General features: G+C 70.0%; 16 protein-coding genes and 1 pseudogene. 10 read left to right on the top strand and 7 right to left on the bottom strand.

Annotated features, from left to right (window positions below; all coding sequences use genetic code 11):
- Positions 1–2: 2 nt before the first annotated feature.
- Positions 3–1,982, bottom strand: a complete 1,980-nt coding sequence (locus ACIBNA_RS27600; protein ID WP_399167895.1) for an amino acid transporter — start codon at positions 1,980–1,982, stop codon at positions 3–5.
- A gap of 430 nt (positions 1,983–2,412) precedes the next feature.
- On the opposite strand from ACIBNA_RS27600, the pseudogene ACIBNA_RS27605 reads away from it, so the two are divergent.
- The 5 genes and pseudogenes from ACIBNA_RS27605 to ACIBNA_RS27625 all read left to right on the top strand — a co-directional run.
- Positions 2,413–2,965, top strand: a pseudogene (locus ACIBNA_RS27605) (glycoside hydrolase family 43 protein); the annotation flags it as partial.
- 213 nt (positions 2,966–3,178) lie between these two features.
- Complete coding sequence (locus ACIBNA_RS27610; RefSeq protein WP_399167896.1) at positions 3,179–4,471, top strand: extracellular solute-binding protein; 1,293 nt, start codon at positions 3,179–3,181, stop codon at positions 4,469–4,471.
- A gap of 6 nt (positions 4,472–4,477) precedes the next feature.
- Positions 4,478–5,476, top strand: coding sequence for a carbohydrate ABC transporter permease (locus ACIBNA_RS27615; RefSeq protein ID WP_399167897.1), 999 nt, complete (start codon positions 4,478–4,480; stop codon positions 5,474–5,476).
- A 71-nt stretch (positions 5,477–5,547) separates the two neighbouring features.
- Complete coding sequence (locus ACIBNA_RS27620) at positions 5,548–6,312, top strand: carbohydrate ABC transporter permease (RefSeq protein WP_399167996.1); 765 nt, start codon at positions 5,548–5,550, stop codon at positions 6,310–6,312.
- A gap of 96 nt (positions 6,313–6,408) precedes the next feature.
- A complete protein-coding gene (locus ACIBNA_RS27625) occupies positions 6,409–7,512 on the top strand; it encodes an endo-1,4-beta-xylanase (protein WP_399167898.1) in 1,104 nt (367 codons plus the stop codon).
- A 515-nt stretch (positions 7,513–8,027) separates the two neighbouring features.
- Here ACIBNA_RS27625 and ACIBNA_RS27630 read toward each other — a convergent pair.
- The 3 genes from ACIBNA_RS27630 to ACIBNA_RS27640 form a co-directional block, all read right to left on the bottom strand.
- Positions 8,028–9,062, bottom strand: coding sequence for a LacI family DNA-binding transcriptional regulator (locus ACIBNA_RS27630; protein ID WP_399167899.1), 1,035 nt, complete (start codon positions 9,060–9,062; stop codon positions 8,028–8,030).
- Between the two features lie 220 nt (positions 9,063–9,282).
- Positions 9,283–9,489 (bottom strand): DUF5999 family protein, encoded by a 207-nt coding sequence (locus tag ACIBNA_RS27635; protein WP_059416771.1) that lies wholly within the window; start codon positions 9,487–9,489, stop codon positions 9,283–9,285.
- 417 nt (positions 9,490–9,906) lie between these two features.
- A complete protein-coding gene (locus ACIBNA_RS27640) occupies positions 9,907–10,491 on the bottom strand; it encodes a hypothetical protein (RefSeq protein WP_399167900.1) in 585 nt (194 codons plus the stop codon).
- Positions 10,492–11,045: 554 nt separating this feature from the next.
- Between ACIBNA_RS27640 and ACIBNA_RS27645 the strand changes: the two genes are divergently transcribed.
- Both ACIBNA_RS27645 and ACIBNA_RS27650 read left to right on the top strand, forming a co-directional pair.
- The gene (locus ACIBNA_RS27645) at positions 11,046–12,563 is read left to right on the top strand and encodes a glutamate-cysteine ligase family protein (protein WP_399167901.1); all 1,518 of its coding nucleotides are present in this window, start codon (positions 11,046–11,048) and stop codon (positions 12,561–12,563) included.
- 231 nt (positions 12,564–12,794) lie between these two features.
- The gene (locus ACIBNA_RS27650) at positions 12,795–13,598 is read left to right on the top strand and encodes a CPBP family intramembrane glutamic endopeptidase (RefSeq protein WP_399167902.1); all 804 of its coding nucleotides are present in this window, start codon (positions 12,795–12,797) and stop codon (positions 13,596–13,598) included.
- A 21-nt stretch (positions 13,599–13,619) separates the two neighbouring features.
- Here ACIBNA_RS27650 and ACIBNA_RS27655 read toward each other — a convergent pair whose 3' ends face one another.
- Together ACIBNA_RS27655 and ACIBNA_RS27660 are read right to left on the bottom strand one after the other, a co-directional pair.
- Positions 13,620–14,438 carry a PhzF family phenazine biosynthesis protein gene (locus tag ACIBNA_RS27655; protein ID WP_399167903.1) on the bottom strand — a complete coding sequence of 273 codons (819 nt, stop codon included), beginning with the start codon at positions 14,436–14,438 and terminating at the stop codon, positions 13,620–13,622.
- A gap of 173 nt (positions 14,439–14,611) precedes the next feature.
- On the bottom strand, positions 14,612–15,823 hold the full coding sequence (locus ACIBNA_RS27660) for an MFS transporter (RefSeq protein WP_399167904.1): 1,212 nt from the start codon (positions 15,821–15,823) through the stop codon (positions 14,612–14,614).
- Positions 15,824–15,910: 87 nt separating this feature from the next.
- Between ACIBNA_RS27660 and ACIBNA_RS27665 the strand changes: the two genes are divergently transcribed.
- On the top strand, positions 15,911–16,336 hold the full coding sequence (locus ACIBNA_RS27665) for a winged helix-turn-helix transcriptional regulator (RefSeq protein ID WP_399167905.1): 426 nt from the start codon (positions 15,911–15,913) through the stop codon (positions 16,334–16,336).
- A 98-nt stretch (positions 16,337–16,434) separates the two neighbouring features.
- A complete protein-coding gene (locus ACIBNA_RS27670) occupies positions 16,435–17,061 on the top strand; it encodes a PadR family transcriptional regulator (protein WP_399167906.1) in 627 nt (208 codons plus the stop codon).
- Positions 17,062–17,159: 98 nt separating this feature from the next.
- Here ACIBNA_RS27670 and ACIBNA_RS27675 read toward each other — a convergent pair whose 3' ends face one another.
- Entirely contained in the window at positions 17,160–17,588 is a 429-nt protein-coding gene (locus tag ACIBNA_RS27675) for an SRPBCC family protein (protein WP_399167907.1), read from the bottom strand.
- A 222-nt stretch (positions 17,589–17,810) separates the two neighbouring features.
- Here ACIBNA_RS27675 and ACIBNA_RS27680 point away from each other — a divergent pair, with 222 nt between their 5' ends.
- The gene (locus ACIBNA_RS27680; protein ID WP_399167908.1) at positions 17,811–18,410 is read left to right on the top strand and encodes a Clp protease N-terminal domain-containing protein; all 600 of its coding nucleotides are present in this window, start codon (positions 17,811–17,813) and stop codon (positions 18,408–18,410) included.
- Positions 18,411–18,460: the final 50 nt, after the last annotated feature.

Consider the following 18,460-nt stretch of genomic DNA (forward strand, 5'->3'; position numbering starts at 1 on the left):
ACTCAGCCCACGTGCACCTTCGGCCGCCGTTTCCGGTCCGGTTCCGCCTCGCGCAGGACCTCGCGGGTCACCGGGGCGACCTCGCCCTGGCCGAACAGGAAGAACCGCAGGAGGTTGGCGAAGGGACCCCCTTCGGTCCACTCGAAGTAGATGTGCGGGGTGCAGCCGGTCATGTCGCGGGCATACAGCAGGAGGGCGGCCAGGGCGTTGGGGACGGAGGAGGACTCCAGGGTCAGGACGCGGTAGCGGCCGTGGAGCACCTCGCCGCGTACGGTCAGCCCCGCCTCGAACTCGGACGGGTCGGTGACCGTCACCTCGACGAAGACGAAGTCCTCCTGTCCGGGCACGTCGTTGTCGTGCCGTATCTGCTCGATCTTGTCGCGGTACTCCGCGATGTCGCGCCGGTCGGGCTCGTTGGCGATGAACCGCATCCGGCGGCTGGCCATGTCCCGGACGAAGCGTTCCGCCATGGGGTCCAGCGTCACGCTGGTCACACGGAGCTCGAACGACCGGGCCAGCCGCGACAGCAGGGAGACCAGGATGATGCCGGCGATGAAGCAGGCGCCGATCTTCACGCCGTCCGGGCGCTCGATGACGTTCGCGACGGTCGTGTAGAGGAACACCGCGGAGATGACCGCGAAGGCGACGGTCCAGTTCCGCTGCCGGGCCTTGCGCGCGGCGATGGTCACCGCGATCGCGGCGGAGCTGATGAGGACCAGCACACCGGTGGCGTAGGCACCGCCCTGCGCGTTGACGTCGGCGTCGAAGATCCAGGTGACCAGGAAGGCGATCAGGGTGAAGACGATGACCATGGGGCGGACGGCCCTGGCCCAGTGCGGGGCCATACCGTAGCGGGGCAGATAGCGCGGCATCAGATTGAGCAGGCCGGCCATCGCGGAGGCGCCGGCGAACCACAGGATGGCGATCGTCGAGACGTCGTAGACGGTGCCGAAGGTGTTGCCCAGGTACTCGTGCGCCAGATAAGCCAGGGCGCGCCCGTTCGCCTGGCCGCCCGCCTCGAACTCCTTCTCGGGGATGAGGAGGGTGGTGATGAAGCTGGTGGTGATCAGAAAGCCGCTCATGACGAGGGCGGCCGTGGTGAGCAGCTTCTTGGCGTCGCGGATGCGGCCGGCCGGCCGTTCCTCCGTGTCGTCCGGGTCGCCCTTGACGTGCGGCATCACGGCCACGCCGGTCTCGAACCCGGAGAGGCCGAGCGCCAGCTTGGGGAAGACCAGCAGGGCCAGACCGATCATGACGAAGACATTGCCGTGCTGGGTGGTGAGCGCACTGGACCAGTCGGTGATCACATGGCCCGCGGTGACCACGTGGTAGAGGCCGACGGCCACCACGACCGCGTTGAGCGCGAGGTAGGCGCCCACCAGGGCGACCGCGACGCCGATCGCCTCCAGGAAGCCCTTGAGGAACACCGCGCCGAGCAGCGCCACGAGGACGAGCGTGACCAGCATCTGCTTGTCGTGCAGGGCGCCGGCCAGATGCGGGTTCTCCACGAGGTGGGTGGAGGCGTCGGCGGCCGACAGGGTGATGGTGATCAGGAAGTCGGTGGCGGCGAAGCCCAGCAGGGTCAGTACGAACAGCTTGCCCTGCCAGAAGGAGAGCAGCCGTTCCAGCATCGCGATCGAGCCCTCGCCGTGCGGGCTCTCCTCGGCCACCCGGCGGTAGACCGGCAGGGCGCCCGCCAGGGTGACGATCACCAGCACGATCGTCGCGACCGGCGAGAGCAGCCCGGCGGCGAGAGCCGCGATGCCGGGCTGGTAGCCGAGCGTGGAGAAGTAGTCGACGCCGGTCAGGCACATCACTCGCCACCAGGCCCGGCCCTTGTGCGGGGGTTCCGGTTCGGCGTGGGGCCCGGTGTGGCCGCCGCCCCTGCCCATGTCGGACAGGCCCTCCAGCACCCAGGCGCGCAGGCGACCGGGCGGAGCGGGCTCCGTAGGGCTCGGTGGCAGGTGCTCAGTGGTGGCCATCGACGTGCTCCCGATGTGCGGTTCAGCGTGGTTTCCGGCCATCACCGGACGGCCCGATCAGCGTAAGCGGAGCGTGATGCGGTGGCCTGTGGATGAGGTCGCTGAGCGAGTCAAGCTTCCGTTAAGACTGGTCGAGGGGGCGGTGGAACGGAGGGGTGGTGCGTCAAAGCGGGAGCTGAGAGCCGGTTGGGCGGCAGTCGAGTCGCGCCTTGCCGTGTGCGGGGAATCGTCTTATGTCGGCCAAGAGTTGAACACCCTGCGTGATTGCGACGGCGTGGACAGCCGGGCATCGGCCTTCTTGTCGCCGGAGTCGGTGAGACCTACAGTGCACCCTCTTAACGTTCGCCAGATAATCCGAATGTTTCGCGAACGCTCGGGCCGACGTGCCGACCTGCCCGGGACCGACCCCGACTCGCCTGGGGCGAGGACGCTGCTGCTCGGCACGCGCCCCCGGGGCTGGTTCCCGCAGTTCGCACGTCCTCGGCAGGGAGACGTTCCCGACCTCCGTGGAGTGGGTGGACGGCGGGCCGCGGGTCGGTCCCGTGCTGGACGCCGCGCGGGATCTCCCCGTACCGCAGGCCGGAGCACTCCTGGTCACTGACCGACCGGCCCGGCCGGCTCGCGCTGACCGCGACGAGTGAAAGCCTGGACAACACCTTCGTCGGGCGGCGCCGGCAGCACCCGGACTGCCGCGCCCGGCGACCCGTGCCGCCGGGGCCGGTCACCCTGGCCGTCGAGATCGCACGGAGTCCGCGGTGCCGCCCACCGTCACCTCCGTGGGCCAGGAGGCACCCGGCATCCGGGCCGGCGCACCCGACACGCTCGTCTTCTCGCTCGGCGACGGCGACCCGCTCGCCGGACTCGACGGCCGATACCTGTCCACGGAGGTCGCCGGAGACTTCACCGGACGGGTGATCGGCATGTACGTCACCGAGGGCAACGCGGCCTTCGACTGGTTCGAGTACGCCTCCGCCTCCGTCTGACCGCTCCTTCCGGAAGGCGGCGGAAACCCACGGCTCGGCCGAGTGTCCCTCAAGACCCGTGCGTCGACGGCAGATTCACCGCGCACAAGGGGTTGCCACCGTTTGGCGCCTGTCTCTAGGGTGCGGCAACAACGAAGCTTTCTGGATCTCTTTCGAAACTTTCGATCCAGTGGACGGACGCGGGAGCGCCGTCCCGTACCCAAGGAGCGCATGATGGGCGACCCGGCACTGTCCCGCCGCGGCTTCCTGGCGGCCTCCGCCGCGGCCGGTCTGGGGATGACGGCACTGACCGCATGCGGCGGGGACTCGGACGGAGGGTCGTCGGGGACGACCACGATCGAATGGTGGAACATCTCCACCACCGAACCGGCCAAGGGCGTCTGGGCCGCCCTCGCCCGGAAGTTCGAAGCCCAGAACCCCAAGGTCAAGATAAAGATCGTCCAGACGGAGAACGACGCCTACAAGTCGAAGATGACGGCCCTGACCTCCTCCGGGAAGCTGCCCGACATCTTCCACACCTGGGGCGGCGGCGTCCTCAAGCAGCAGGTCGACGCCGGACTCGTCGAGGACCTCACGGACAGCACCAAGCCGTGGGGCGACGCCTTGCTCCCGGTTGCCAGGGAGCCGTATCTGATCGACGACAGGGTCTACGGCATCCCGTTCGACATCGGCATGATCGGCTTCTGGTACAACAAGGCGCTCTTCGACCAGGTCGGCATCTCCGAGCCCCCGACCACCTGGAGCGGCTTCCTCGACGCCGTGCGCAAGCTGAAGGCCGAGTCCATCACCCCGCTCGCCCTGGCCGGCAAGGAGAAGTGGCCCGGCATGTACTACTGGGCCTACCTGGCGATGCGCACCGCCGGCGCCGAGGCGCTGCAGAAGGCCTACGACGACAAGGACTTCACCGGCGCCCCCTTCGTCGAGGCGGGACAGCACCTCCAGGAGCTCGTCGACCTCCAGCCGTTCCAGAAGGGCTTCCTCGGCGCCGCCTACTCCACCCCCACCGGCCAGGCCGCCGCCGTCGGCAACGGCAAGGCGGCGATGGAACTCATGGGCCAGTGGGCGCCCGTGGTGCAGGCCGACTCGGGCAAGGGCCTGGGCAAGGACCTCGGGTTCTTCCCGTTCCCCGCGGTCGAGGGCGGCAAGGGCGCCATCACCGAGGTGTTCGGCGGAGGCGGCGGGCACGCCCTGCGCCGGGGCGCCCCGCAGGCGGCCGTCGACTTCCTGAAGTTCTTCGCGTCCGAGGCCACCGACCTGGAACTGGTCAAGAAGACCGGCGTCCTGCCCGTGGTCCCGGCGGCCGAGAGCGCCATCGTCGACCCCAACATCAAGGCCGTACAGGAGCAGTTGAAGAAGGCCACCGGCTTCCAGCTCTACCTCGACCAGGCGTACGCGCCCGCCGTCGGCCAGGAGGTCAACGACAGCGTCGCCGCGCTCATCGCCGGGTCCCGGTCGCCCGAGCAGGTCGCCCAGTCGGTCACGAAGACCGCGAAGGAAGAGCAGTAACCGGCGATGACCTCCACGTTCCTGCCGGACAAACGGACCGGCCGCGACGCCGGCCCACCGCCCCCGGCCACGGACCGGACCCGGAGCCGGGCCCGGCGACGGGCGCTGAACTGGCTGACCGCGGCCGGTTTCCAGCTGCCCGCCCTGGTGCTGTTCACGGGGCTCGTACTGCTGCCGATGCTGTTCGCCCTGTACGCCGCTTTCTTCCGCTGGGGCGGCTTCGGCATGCCCTCCGACTACATCGGCGGCGAGAACTTCACCCGGCTCTTCCAGGACGACGTCTTCCTGGGCGACCTGTGGCGCTGTCTGGTGCTGGTGGTGCTGTCTCTCGTCATCCAACTGCCGTTCGCGCTCGCCATGGCCGTCCTGCTCAACCAGCGGATGCGCGGCCGGGCGGTGTACCGGATGCTGTTCTTCGCCCCGTACGTCCTGTCCGAGGCCATCACCGGAATCCTGTTCGGCATGATCTTCGCCCCGGACGACGGCTTCGCCGACCAGGTCCTCGGCAAGGTCGGACTGGACGGGCTGGGAGGGGAGTGGTTCGCCGATCCGTCCACCGTCATGGCGACCCTGTTCCTCGTCATGACCTGGAAGTACTTCGGCTTCCACATGATGCTGTACCTGGCCGGGCTCCAGGCCGTCCCCAGGGAGCTGACCGAGGCGGCGCTCATCGACGGGGCCGGCCCCTGGCAGCGCTTCCGTAACGTGACGCTGCCGCTGCTCGCGCCCACCCTGCGCATCAGCGTGTTCCTGTCGGTCATCGGGGCGATCCAGCTCTTCGACCTGGTGTGGGTGACCACCGCGGGCGGGCCGGACCACCACTCCGAGACCATGGCCGTGACCATGTTCCAGTACGGGTTCAAGCGCTACCAGGTCGGCTACGCCAGCGCGATCAGCGTGGTCATGTTCGCCATCAGCCTCGTCTTCGCCCTCGCCTACCAGCGGTTCGTGCTCCGGCGCGATCTGGAAGGGGCCACCACGACCATGCGGGGTGACGCAAAGTGACAGCCAGTCAGAAGGCTCGGAGCGGCAGGAACCTCCCGCTGCACCTCGTCCTGATCGTCGTCGGCGCGGTCATGGCCCTCCCTCTGCTCTACGCCGCGCTGTCCGGCTTCAAGTCCACCGACGAGCTCTCCCGCAACCCGGTCGGCCTGCCCGAGTCGTGGGTGACCTCCAACTACACCCAGATCCTCGGCTCGGGGGACTTCTGGCGGCTGATCGGCAACAGCACGCTGATCGCGGTGGGCACGACCGTCCTGGTCGTCGCGGTCTCCGCGCTGTCGGCCTTCTCCTTCGCGCGGTTCGCCTTCCGCGGCCGGGAGGTGCTCTTCACGCTGTTCACGATGGGGCTGATGTTCCCGTTCGCGGTGGCGGCCCTGCCGCTGTTCCTGCTGCTGCGCTCCCTGGGTCTGCTGGACAACCCGCTCGGCGTGATCCTCCCGCAGGCGGCCTTCGGTCTGCCGATGACCATCATCATCCTGCGCGGCTTCTTCCGGCAGATCCCCGGCGAGCTGGAGGAGGCGGCCACGCTCGACGGATGCAGCTCGTTCGGCTTCTTCTGGCGGGTGCTGCTGCCCATGGCGCGGCCCGCGCTCGGCACCGTCTCCGTGCTGGCCGTCGTCACCAGCTGGAACAACTTCTTCCTGCCGCTGCTGGTGTTCACCGACGCGCAATGGTGGACGCTGCCGATCGGCGTCCAGCAGTTCCAGGGGCAGTACTCCGCGCAGTACGCCAAGGTCTTCGCCTATCTGGTGCTGGCCATGGTCCCCGCCCTCGCCTTCTACTCGGTCGCCGAGCGCCAGCTCGTCGGCGGCCTCACCGCGGGTGCCACGAAGGGCTGACGCGCGCCGCGGACGGATCTACGGCTCACCCTCCCCCAAGCTCTCGGCTCCACTCGAGCAAGGGGGACCCACATCCCGATCGTGAGGAGTCGCACCATGCGCAAGACCGCCACACGGCTCAGACTCGCCGGGGCGCTCGCCGCCGCGCTGATGCTCGGAGGTATCGCCACCGGGCCGACGGCACAGGCGGACGAGCGGCACGGCAAGGAACGCATCCTCGCCGACCTCGCCCAGCGGCACGGCAAGGAACGCACCCTCGCCGACCTCGCCCAGCGGCACGGCCGATACTTCGGCAGCGCCACGGACAACCCCGAGCTCGTCGACGAACCGTACAAGGCCCTGCTCGGCAGCGAGTTCGACCAGATCACCCCCGGCAACGGCATGAAGTGGTACGCGACCGAGCCTCAGCAGGGCGTGTTCGACTTCTCCCAGGGCGACGAGATCGTGAACCTCGCCCGCGCCAACCGGCAGAAGGTGCGCGGCCACACCCTGGTCTGGCACAGCCAGCTGCCCGACTGGCTCACCGGGCGGGAGTGGACGGCCCCGGAGCTCAGGGCCGTGCTGAAGAAGCACATCCAGGCCGAGGTACGGCACTACCGGGGCAAGGTGTTCGCCTGGGACGTCGTCAACGAGGCGTTCAACGAGGACGGTACGTACCGCGAGTCGGTCTTCTACAAGACGCTCGGCCCCGGTTACATCGCCGACGCGCTGCGCTGGGCGCACCAGGCCGATCCGCGCGTCAAGCTGTACCTCAACGACTACAACATCGAGGGGATCGGCCCGAAGAGCGACGCGTACCACAAGCTGGCCAAGGAACTGAGGGCCAAGGGGGTCCCGCTGCACGGCATCGGCCTCCAGGCCCATCTGGCCCTCCAGTACGGGTATCCGACGACCCTGGAGGACAACCTCCGCCGCTTCTCCCGGCTCGGCCTCGACACCGCGCTCACCGAGGTCGACATCCGGATGCAGCTGCCCGCGGCCGAGGAGAAGCTGGCCCAGCAGGCCGAGTGGTACCGGGACCTGACCGAGGCGTGCCTGGCGGTGCGCCGCTGCGTCGGCATCACCCTCTGGGATTACACGGACAAGTACTCGTGGATCCCGGCGTTCTTCCCGGGCGAGGGCGCGGCCCTGCCGTGGGACGAGCAACTGCGGCGGAAGCCGGCGTACTTCGCGATTCGTGAGGCGCTCGGGGGGAGGTAGGGGGACGTAGGGGCGCCCCGCCCCGCCCCGGTGCAGGGGGCGGGTAGGGGTGCCATCCAGACGGTGCCGGGGCGAGTCGGCCTGGCGGGGGCCGCACCGCGCTGCTTCGGGGGCCGCGCGGCCGTCTCAGGCGACGCCAGGCGGGAAGGCCGGGCAGCGCTCGGCCGACCAGTGGGGGAGGGCGACGCGCAGTGCCGCGGGAGGGAGGCTGGGCGCTATGGGAGGCCGGGCGCCGTGGGGAGCCTCGGGTCGGCAGAGCTGCCCGCGGCCCCGCCTGCGGCGTGCGGGGTGGCTTCGTCCCGCCGTGTTTCGCGGGCTGGGTGGCTCCGCCCCGCCGGAGGCGCGGTGCTTGCTCGTACCACCCAGGTCCGGCTGCGGCACCCGCAGCCCGCGTCGGCGCAGTGCCTCGATCGCGCCGAGTGCCATCTGGTCACTGCCCGCGGCCTCGCCCGCGGCGTGAGGGGTGGCTCCGTCCCGCCGTGCGGTGCCGGCTTGAGCCCCGTCGGGTGAGTTCGTCAGGTCCGCCCCGTCGGAGGCGCGGTGCTTGCTCGTACCACCAGGTCCGTGCCCAGCTCCACCCGAGGTGAGTCGGGCTGTTCGTCGCGGGTGAGCTGGAGGACCGTGCGGACGGCCAGTTTGCCCATGTCGGCCAGGGGCTGGCGGACGGTGGTCAGGGGCGGGGCCGACCAGCGGACTTCCGGAAGGTCGTCGAAGCCGACCACGCTCATGTCCTGCGGCACCCGCAGCCCGCGTCGGCGCAGTGCCTCGATCGCGCCGAGTGCCATCTGGTCACTGGCCGCGAACACGGCGGTCGGCGGCTCGGGCAGGCAGAGCAGGGTGTCGCAGGCGGTGAAGCCGGACTCGGGGCGGAAGTCGCCGGGGACGACGAGAGAGTCGTCCAGCGCGATCCCGGCGCCCTCCAGAGCGGCGCGGTAGCCGTCCAGCCGGGCCCGGGAGCACAGCAGCCGCGGCGGCCCGGCGATCAGGCCGATCCGGCGGTGGCCGAGGGACAGCAGGTGCTCGGTGGCCGCCATGCCGCCCGACCAGTTGGCGGCACCGATGGTGGGTGCCTCCAGGGCGGGCGAACCCGCCGGGTCGACGACGACCAGCGGGACGCCGAGAATGCGCAGTTCCTCGTGGAGCGTCGGCTCCAGGGCCGAGGTGACGAGGATGACGCCGTCGGAGGCTCGGGCCCGGAGGTTGCGCATCCACTCGCGGGCGTCGCCCGAACGCCCGTGGATGGCCGACACCACCGTGCCGACCCCGGCCGCGTGCGCGACCTCCTCGACCCCGCGGATGATCTCCACGGCCCAGGGGCTGTCGAGATTGTTGAAGACCAGGTCGAGCAGGGCGGCACGGGTGCCCGGGGCCGCGGGGCGCTTGCGGTAGCCGTGCCGGCGAAGCAGGTCCTCGACGCGGGCCCGGGTCTGCGGCGACACGTCGGACCGGCCGTTTACCACCCGGGAGACGGTCGGTACGGACACGCCGGCCTGCCGGGCGATCTCCGTGATCGTGACCCTGCCCCCGGCCTCGGCCTCACGTGCTGCCACTTGCCCCACCTCCGTCGACGGGTGACCCCGAAACTTCCAGGAGTCTTCCGGAAGACGGGCATCCGTGGGAAGGCGTACGAGCCATGAACGGGACATCGCGGGGGGCGACGGAAAGTGACGGGGAGTGGCGGCATCCGGACACGCGTCGGGGCCGGTTCGCAGAGTGTCCTGCGGCCGGCCCCTCATGTCTGCGGGCGGTACGTCTCGCCGCCCGGCGGCCTCAGGCGGCCGTCATCACCTGGCTGGACGCCAGCGGACGGTGCGGGGCGATGACCCGGCCGTCCGGCAGGAGCTCGCCGGTGTCCTCGAAGAGCACCACGCCGTTGCACAGCAGGCTCCAACCCTGCTCCGGGTGGTGCGCCACGAGACGGGCGGATTCCCGGTCGGCGGATTCGGCTGAAGGGCACGGAGTCTGGTGCTGGCACATGGGTGGGATCTTTCGCTGTGTCGTGGTGGATGAGATCAGTGAGTCGGACGAGTCGGCTGTCGTGTCTGTTCCGCGGCTGGATGTGTCGTTCATGGCCGCCCCCCGTGGTGATAAGTCGTCGGAACCCAGTGTTGCCCTACGGGCGTCGATCCGCAGGGATTTCGCGGCACGGCTTCTCACAGGTTCATGACGCATCACCCGCGCGGACGGTTCATCCCAACTGGGCTGTCACTTCGGATGGTTCGTGGTGGCCGAATGGGGCTAGTCCGGCCGGGTGGGCGGTTCATTCCGGCTCGTACGAGCTATTGGGTGCTCGTACGAGCGAAACTAATGGGTGTTCGTCCGAGCCGGGAAAGGGGCGACCCCGCCGCCGAGGAATTCGGCGGCGGGGCGCGGAGAGCTTCGGGGCGCGGCGTTTCAGGCGGGTGAGCCGAGCAGTCGCGTGGGAGTCACCCGGTGGGTCAGCACCGGGAGCAGTTCGGCGACGCGGTGCGGGCGATGGGCCGCGATGCCGGGAGGTGCGGGGGCCAGTGGGACGAGCAGGTCGGTGGCGGCGGGGTGGCCGGTGGCGCCGTCGGCGGTGCAGTCCTCGTGCAGCCACAGCGTCAGCATGTACAGGCTGGGCACGGACAGCAGGCGGGGCTGGTACGGCTGCGGCATCGTCTCGGCCTGACGCAGGGCGCGCTCGGTGGAGGTGATGTACGGGCCCTCGAAGAAGCGTGAGAAGGCCCAGCCGTCGGGCGTCAGCATGGTCTCGGCCGCGGCCACCGCACGGTCGCCGCAGCGGATCAGGAAGCGCCACCCGGCGAGCCGGGTGGCCGACACGCCCTCGGTCGTGACCCGGTCGAGTACGTGCACTGGCAGGGGGAGCTCGGGAGTGGCGGGTCCCTGGGCGCGGAGCAGGGAGGGAGTTCGGGCCTCGCGGACCGCCGTGGGAGAGGAGAGTGCGGTCAGGACGGAACGGAGTGCGGGCGCGGGAGCCGGGGGGACATGCAGCGGCATGGTGGGTCGCCTCTCATTCAAAGGCACGGCGGCACGAGGGCGGGGGCGGACGGCGCTGTCAGCTCACGGGGGTCAGACAGGCAGGGGCCGGGGTCTCAAGAACGAGAGGGGGTGGGGTCCGCCGAATATCGCCTCGACGGCATGACCCATCGACCGTGGGCGCCAACCTTCTGCCTTGTTCGCGGAGTTTATACGACACGGGTTCAGACTGTGTTTCGTCTAGTCGTTTCCGGTGAGTAGAACAAGAGTACATTCGGTCGGCGATACGCGAGAATTATCCCGATTCCATGCGGGGGTCTGCGGCGATGACCTCGGCGAATGCCCGCGCGGCGGTCGGCCCATTCTCGTCGGCGTTTTTCACGAGGTCGCGGTTACCCGAAACCCGGATCTCTGTGTCATGCCGAGTGAATGTGCCACCGGTCATACGTGACCAGCGTAGCGGTCGGCGGACCCAGCCGGGACGTTATCGATCGCTTTCGCTGGGCATCCTCCACGTGACCGGGACCCCGGCGGCCGGATCTTCGGCCCCGCATCATCCGAGGAGGGACGCTTCGATGGGGGAGAAGGTCGTGGCAGGCCGGTTCGACCTGTCCGATCGCCAGCGCTACCGCGACAAGCTGCGTCGGTGTCTGACGAGCTTGGAGCGACTCCTGGCGGAGAAGCGGTTCGATCGCCCCAAGAACCTCATGGGGCTGGAGATCGAGTTGAATCTCGCGGGCGTCGACGGCATGCCGAAAATGTTGAACGCGCAAGTCCTCGAACGTATCGCGAGTCGTGATTTCCAAACAGAACTCGCCATGTTCAATCTGGAAGTCAACATTCCCCCACATCGTCTGGGTGGCCGGGTATTCGATCGACTCGCGGAGGAACTCCGTACGTCACTGGCATATGCCGACCGGAAAGCCGGCGAGGTCGACGCGGGAATCGTGATGATCGGCATTCTGCCGACCCTCGACCGGGACGACCTCGTGTCGTCGAACCTCTCCGACGTCGACCGCTACACCCTCCTCAACGATCAGATCGTGGCCGCCCGCGGCGAGGAGTTCACCCTCGACATCGCCGGCGTGGAGCACCTCAGCTGCACGTCCAAGTCCATCGCGCCGGAAGCCGCCTGCACCTCCGTGCAACTGCACCTCCAGGTCACCCCCGCCCGCTTCGCCGACGTGTGGAACGCGGCCCAGGCCGTCGCCGCCGCGCAGATCGCCATCGGCGCCAACTCCCCCTTCCTCTTCGGCCGTGAGCTGTGGCGCGAGTCGCGGCCCCCGCTGTTCCAGCAGTCCACCGACACCCGCCCGCCCGAACTCCAGGCCCAGGGCGTCCGGCCGCGCACCTGGTTCGGAGAGCGCTGGATCACCTCGGCGCACGACCTGTTCGAGGAGAACCTGCGCTACTACCCCGCGCTGCTGCCGATCTGCGACGACGAGGACCCGCTGGAGGTGCTCGACCAGGGCGGCGTGCCGACGCTCGCCGAGCTCGTCCTGCACAACGGCACGATCTACCGCTGGAACCGCCCGGTCTACGGCATCGCCGACGGCGTCCCCCACCTGCGCGTGGAGAACCGCGTCCTGCCCGCCGGGCCCACCGTCATCGACGTCGTCGCCAACGCGGCGTTCTACTACGGCGTCGTCCGCGCCCTCGCCGAGGAGGCCCGGCCGGTGTGGACCCGGCTGCCGTTCGAGGCGGCCGCCGCCAACTTCGACGCCGCGTGCAAGGACGGCATCGACGCCCGCTTCACCTGGCCCCGGCGCGGCCGCTACGGCGGCACCGCGCAGGTCGACGCGGTGAGCCTGGTCCGCGACGAACTGCTGCCGCTCGCCGAGGCCGGGCTGGACGCGTGGGGCGTGGAGCCGGCCGACCGCGATCTGTACCTGGGCGTGATCGAGGAGCGGTGCCGGCGCAGGGTGAACGGGGCGAGCTGGCAGGCCGCGACCTTCCACAAGGCGCTGGACGCGGGCCACTCGCGCGAGGCCGCGTTGGCCGCCACGACGCGGCGGTATCGCGAGCTGATGCATAAGGGGGATCCGGTGCATATGTGGCCGGTGGGGTTGCCGGAGCCGGTGCCGTTGGGTTGATGGCCTCTGCGGGGACACCCGGCCGGTGGGGTTGTTGGAGCTGGTGCCGGCCGGGTTGAAACGCCGGTGGGCACACTTTGCCGCTGGCCCGCTGGAGCCGGTGCCGTTGGGCTGTCAGGCGCAGCCGGCCCGTGCGTCAGCCGGCGCCCGTGCCGTGGGGCTGATGCGCCGCCCGGCTGACATCCTGCTGGCCTCATACTGATCCGACAGGTCGGTGAAGTGGAGGCAGGTGTGCAGGCGGAGGCGAGCCCGGTGGCCGACGATTCCATTCCCCAGCAGCGGCTCTCGCGGCGGATGCTCCGCAACGAGACGCTGCTCGTGCTGGCACTTTCGCTGGGTGCCAGCGGAGTCTCCGCCCTGATCAGCTTCATCGGCTCGGTCACCAAGCCCGGCGGGCTGAAGGACCAGGCGGCCACGATGAACGCCTCGGCCGCGCCCGGCCGTCCCTGGCTCGACCTGGCCTGGCAGCTCTTCGGGATCACGACGGCGCTCGTGCCCGTCGTACTCGTCGCGCACTTCCTGCTGCGCGAGGGCGCGGGCCTGCGCACCCTCGGCTTCGACCGCACGCGGCCCTGGCCCGACCTCGGCCGCGGGGCGGCGATCGCGGCGGTCATCGGCAGTACCGGAATCGCCTTCTACCTGGCCGCCCGCGGCCTCGGCTTCAACCTCACCGTGGTGCCCGAGGCGCTGCCCGACGTGTGGTGGAAGTACCCCGTGCTGATCCTCTCGGCGATCCAGAACGCGGTGCTGGAGGAAGTGATCGTGGTCGGCTACCTGCTGCGCCGCCTCGGCCGGCTGGGCTGGACCCCGACGGCCGCGCTGGTGGGCAGCTCGGTCCTGCGCGGCTCGTACCACCTCTACCAGGGCATCGGCGGCTTCATCGGCAACATGGTCATGGGCGTGGTGTTCGTCTACCTGTACCGACGCTGGGGCCGGGTGGGCCCGCTGGTGGTGGCCCACTCGCTGCTCGACATCGGTGCCTTCGTGGGGTACGCCCTGCTGGCGGGCAAGGTCGGGTGGCTGCCGACGGCGTGAGAGACCCGGGGGAGGATCGTCTCAGGCCAGCAGCTCGCCCTCGATGACGGTGACCGCCCTGCCGGTCAGCAAGGTGCGGTCGCCGCGCAGTTCCGTGCGGACGCGGCCGGAGCGGGGCGAGGCCTGCAGGCCGGTGAGGCGCGTGCTGCCGAGGCGCTCGGACCAGAACGGGGCGAGCGCGGTGTGGGCGCTGCCGGTCACCGGGTCCTCGTCGATGCCGACGTTCGGGAAGAAGCAGCGCGAGACGAAGTCGTAGCCCCGGTCGGGGTCTTCCGCGCGGGCCGTGGCGATGACGCCGCGCTCGGAGTGGGCGGCGAGGGCCCTGAGGTCGGGGCCGAGGCCGTGCAACGTCTTCTCGTCGGCGACCTCGACCAGCAGGTCGCCGACGTTCGGGCCGGTGTCGAGGACGGTGAGCGGCTCGGTGCCCAGGGCCTCGGCGAGGCCGACCGGCGGGTCGACCGGGGTGAGCGGAGCCGTCGGGAAGTCCAGCGTGACGGAGCCGTCTTCGGCGGGCGTGGCGATGAGGACGCCGCTGCGGGTGGCGAAACGTACCGGGCCCTCCTGGGTGCCGGTGGTGTGCAGGACGTGGGCGGTGGCCAGGGTCGCGTGACCGCACATCGCCACCTCGGCGGCCGGCGTGAACCAGCGCAGCGCCCAGTCGGCCTCGCCGCCCTCGGGCAGGGGATGGGCGAAGGCCGTCTCGGCGTGGTTGACCTCCAGGGCGACGTTCTGGAGCCAGGTGTCGTCCGGGAAGGCGTCCGCGTCGTTCAGAAGAACGACCCCGGCCGGGTTGCCGGAGAAGGGGCGATCGGTGAAGGCGTCGACGATTCGAATCCGCATGCCCCGACGCTAGAGGCTCGCCGAGGCGGCAGACCAAGGCCAATTCGCGAGTCCTGGCCCCGTTCACCCGAGGTCCGCCGCGCGGGCAAAGCGCGTTGTGGTCGAGGGCGGTTGGAGCCGCGGCGGTTGGCTGAGCTCAGCATCGACGAGCAGGTGTTCTGCGAGTGACACCGCTACGGCGCCGGTGAGAACAGGGATGCCGAGCTGGATTCGCACGGGAGGCTCGCGCTACCCCGGGGTCGTCGTCTGTCGGTCGCCCAGACGGTCAACGCGCAGGCCGCGAATCCGGCTCCGAGGAGACTGGGGCCCGCCCAGCCGTAGGCGGTGAAGAGGGCGGTGGTCGCGGCCGCGCCGAGGGCGGAGCCGAGTGAGTAGAAGGCCATGTAGCCGCCGATGACGCTGCTGACGCGATCCGGATACGCGGCGGTGAGCAGGTGCTGGTTGCTCACATGCACGGCCTGGACCGCGAAGTCGAGAACCACGATTCCGGCGATGAGGAGCCACAGTGACCACGGCAACTGCGCGATGGCTGCCCACGAGAGGATGAGCAGGGCGAGTGCGAGACCGGTGACCGGGGCCGCCCGCCCCGCGTCCGCCCACCGTCCCGCGCGTGCCGCGCCGAGTGCGCCGGCGAGTCCGGCGATGCCGAACAGTCCGATCTGGCTCTCGCTCAGCTGCCACGGCGTGTCCGCCAGTGGCAGGGACAGTCCGCTCCACAGGGTTCCGAACGATGCGAACAAGAAGAACGCGATGAGTCCGCGCGTCAGGAAGACGCGCTGCCCGCACAGTCCGCCGAGTGAGACGACGACCTGCCTGTACTCCGCAGGCGGGTTGAGGCGCTCCTCTGACGGCAGTGCGACGAGGACGAGGGATGCGAGCCCGAGTGACAGCAGTGCGAGCACGGCATAGACGCTGCGCCAGCCCCACACCTCGGCGAGCGTGCCGGTGACGACCCGCGCGCCCAGGATGCCGACCACGACGCCCGAGGTCACGACACCGATGCTGCGTCCGCGCTCGCCGGGCGGCGAGACCGACGCGGCGTAGGCCACCGTGGTCTGCACCACGACCGCGAACACTCCAGCCGCCGCGAGCCCCACGAACGCCACCCATGCGGCTGACGCCGAGGCCGTCAGGATCAGGCCCGTTGCGGTGATCGCCAGATGTACGGCGATGAGCCGGCGCCTGTCGACCACATCGCCGAGCGGCACCAGCAGCAATAGCCCTGCCAGATAGCCGAACTGGCCGGTCGCGACGATCCACCCGGTGAGTTCCGGCGGCACACCGAGATCGCGTCCCATTGGCTCCAGAACCGGCTGCGCGGCATAAATGCTCGCCACGGCGACACCACACACCACCGCGAGCAGTAAGCGCCGCCATGCGTTCATTGCGCCCCCCTCGAAATCAGTAGCAAACTGAAACCGATTGGACCGTACGGCATGATGGTTTCAATCCGCAACTCATTGAGAGGTGTCATGTCCTGGACCGACCCCGACTGCCCCGTCGCTCGCACGCTCGACCTCGTCGGCGACAGGTGGAGCCTTCTCGTCATCCGTGACGCGATGGACGGGGCGCGATCGTTCACCGAGTTCCAGCGACGGACGGGGATCGCCCGCAACATCCTCACGGACCGCCTCCGCAAGCTCACCGCTCATGGGCTCCTCGCTCAGCGCACCGCACCATCGGGCCGCCGTCAGGAGTACGTGCTCACCGACGCCGGCCGCGATCTCTTCCCCGTCATCGTCACCCTGCGGCAGTGGGGGGAACGCCATGCCTTCGCTCCCGGCGAGGCTCACTCCGCTCTTGTCGACGAGCACGGCATCCCTGTGCCGGAAGTCGTGCCGACCGGTGTCGACGGCGCTCACCTCGGGGTCGACACCACCCGCGTGCAGAAGACCTGATAGGCGGCAGGACCCGATCCGGGTCTTGCCATGCGGACGGTACCGATATATCGTTGAAGTATCGCGACAGATCAACGATGGAATGGAGAGTGTTTGCGATGCGTACTCACGGATTCGAGCATGGGCATGGTCACGGCGGACCCCGTCACGGCCGGGGCGGTTTCGAGGGGCTGCGTGCGACCTTCGGGCCCTTCGGGCCGGGTGGTCCCGGCTGGGGCGGGCCCGGTGGTCCGGGGTTCGGTCCCGGGCCCTGGGGCGGGCGAGGGCGTGGCGGGCCGAGGGGGAGGGCGCGGCGCGGTGACGTACGGGCCTCGATCCTCGCCCTGCTGAAGGACCGGCCGATGCACGGCTACGAGATGATCCAGGAGATCGCCGAGCGCAGCGGCGGGGCGTGGAAGCCCAGCCCCGGCTCGGTGTACCCGACCCTCCAACTGCTGGAGGACGAGGGGCTGATCGTGAGTGAGTCCGAGGGCGGCAAGAAGCTGTTCTCGCTCACCGAGGCGGGCCGTGCCGCGGCCGAAGAGGGGCCCGAGGTGCCCTGGGAGGAAGCCTCCCGCGGGGTCGACTGGGAGGCTCTCGGTGAGATCCGCCAGGCCGGCTTCGGTCTCATGGAGGCCTTCGGTCAGGTCTGGAAGACCGGCAGCAAGGAGCAGCGCGAGAAGGCGCTCGGCGTCATCAACGAAGCCCGCAAGAAGCTGTATCTGATCCTCGCCGACGAGGACTGACGAGGACTGGCGAGGACTGACGAGCAGGCGTCCCGTGGAGTGATCCACGGGACGCCTCGGCTTGTGCCGGGAACGTGTCGTCTACGACGCCCGGGGTGTCAGGCCATCAGGCCGTCCAGCCTGCGCAGCGACTCGTTCAGGGCGGCCGTGGCCGAGTCCTTGAGCTTGCCCGCCATCAGCGACACCGTCGCGCCCGTGAACTCGCCGTCGATACGCACCGTCGTCGCGTCGCCGTCGGGCGTGAGGGTGTAGCGCGTCGCGACGGTCACGCCCATCGGGCCCTTGCCGCGGATGGCGAGCAGCCGGGCCGGTTCCAGTGTCTCGACGGTCCAGTCCACCTCGGCCGGGAAGTTCATGAGCCGCATGTTCTCCTGGAACGTCGCGCCCACTTCGAGGGGTTCGGGGCCACCCGCCGGGAAGCTCGTGTGAGTCGCGTTCCACTCGCCGTACGCGGGCCAGTCCGTGAGTCTGGCCCACACCTTCTCGGCCGGTGCCCCGATGCGTGCCTCCGCGCTGACTTCGGCCATGCGACCACCTCTTCACGTCGGGCTGGTTGTCGCGGAACGTAGCCGTGACGGCTCCAATGTTCAATACTGACGAACTGTCAGCCGTGCCGGATCGCCGGGTGAAACAGCCTGATGTCCTCCGTAAGGAGGAGATTCCGGCCGGCGATGTCCACTTCCTGTGGGACGCGAAGATGCTTCCCGCCGAGGATGCCCCGCGCTCCCGGGGCTGATGGGGTAGAGGGTGTGCAACCCCGTATCCCCCGCCAGTCGGCCCATGAGCAGGGCATCCACCGCGTGGAGAACGATGCCAGGCTCAGTGCCGAGCTGGCATCGGCGGTCACCGGTGCCCGCCGCAGGGCGGTCAGGGACGGGGACCGGCAGATCGACACGGCCCATCTGCTCCACTCGCTGCTGGAGACCGACCCCGAGGCGCGTGCCGTCGTCGGCGACGGGCCGCAGATCGCGCGGCTGCTCGGCTATCTCGTGCAGCGCAGCATCGGCTACGGCCTGCGCTGGCAGAGCGGCGTCGAGGACTCCGGGGCCGTCCCCGTCGTGACGGAGACCGCGGGCTTCTCGCCGCTGGCCGCGGCCTCGATGGAGTACGCCTGTGAACGCGCCGCCCGGCACGGCGGACCGGCCCGCGGCGTCGACCTGCTCGCGGCCATCGTCGTCGACTCGCAGGCGCGCGCGGTCGAGGTGCTCCACCGCGCCGGGATCGACTCGCACGAGGTGCTCGCCCGGCTCGACGGCTGGTCCGACCGGCCTCAGGGGCGCGCCGACTGGCATCAGGAGCGCGTCGACCGGCCCCAGGAGTGTGCCAGAGGCGGCGAATCCGCTTACTGACCGGTCCGTTGCGGAGCCGCTCGTCGCGTCCAGGCAGTGAGACAGGTGTC

The organism is Streptomyces sp. NPDC050164, assembly GCF_044459945.1.
GTDB classification, from domain to species: Bacteria; Actinomycetota; Actinomycetes; order Streptomycetales; family Streptomycetaceae; genus Streptomyces; species Streptomyces coeruleorubidus_A.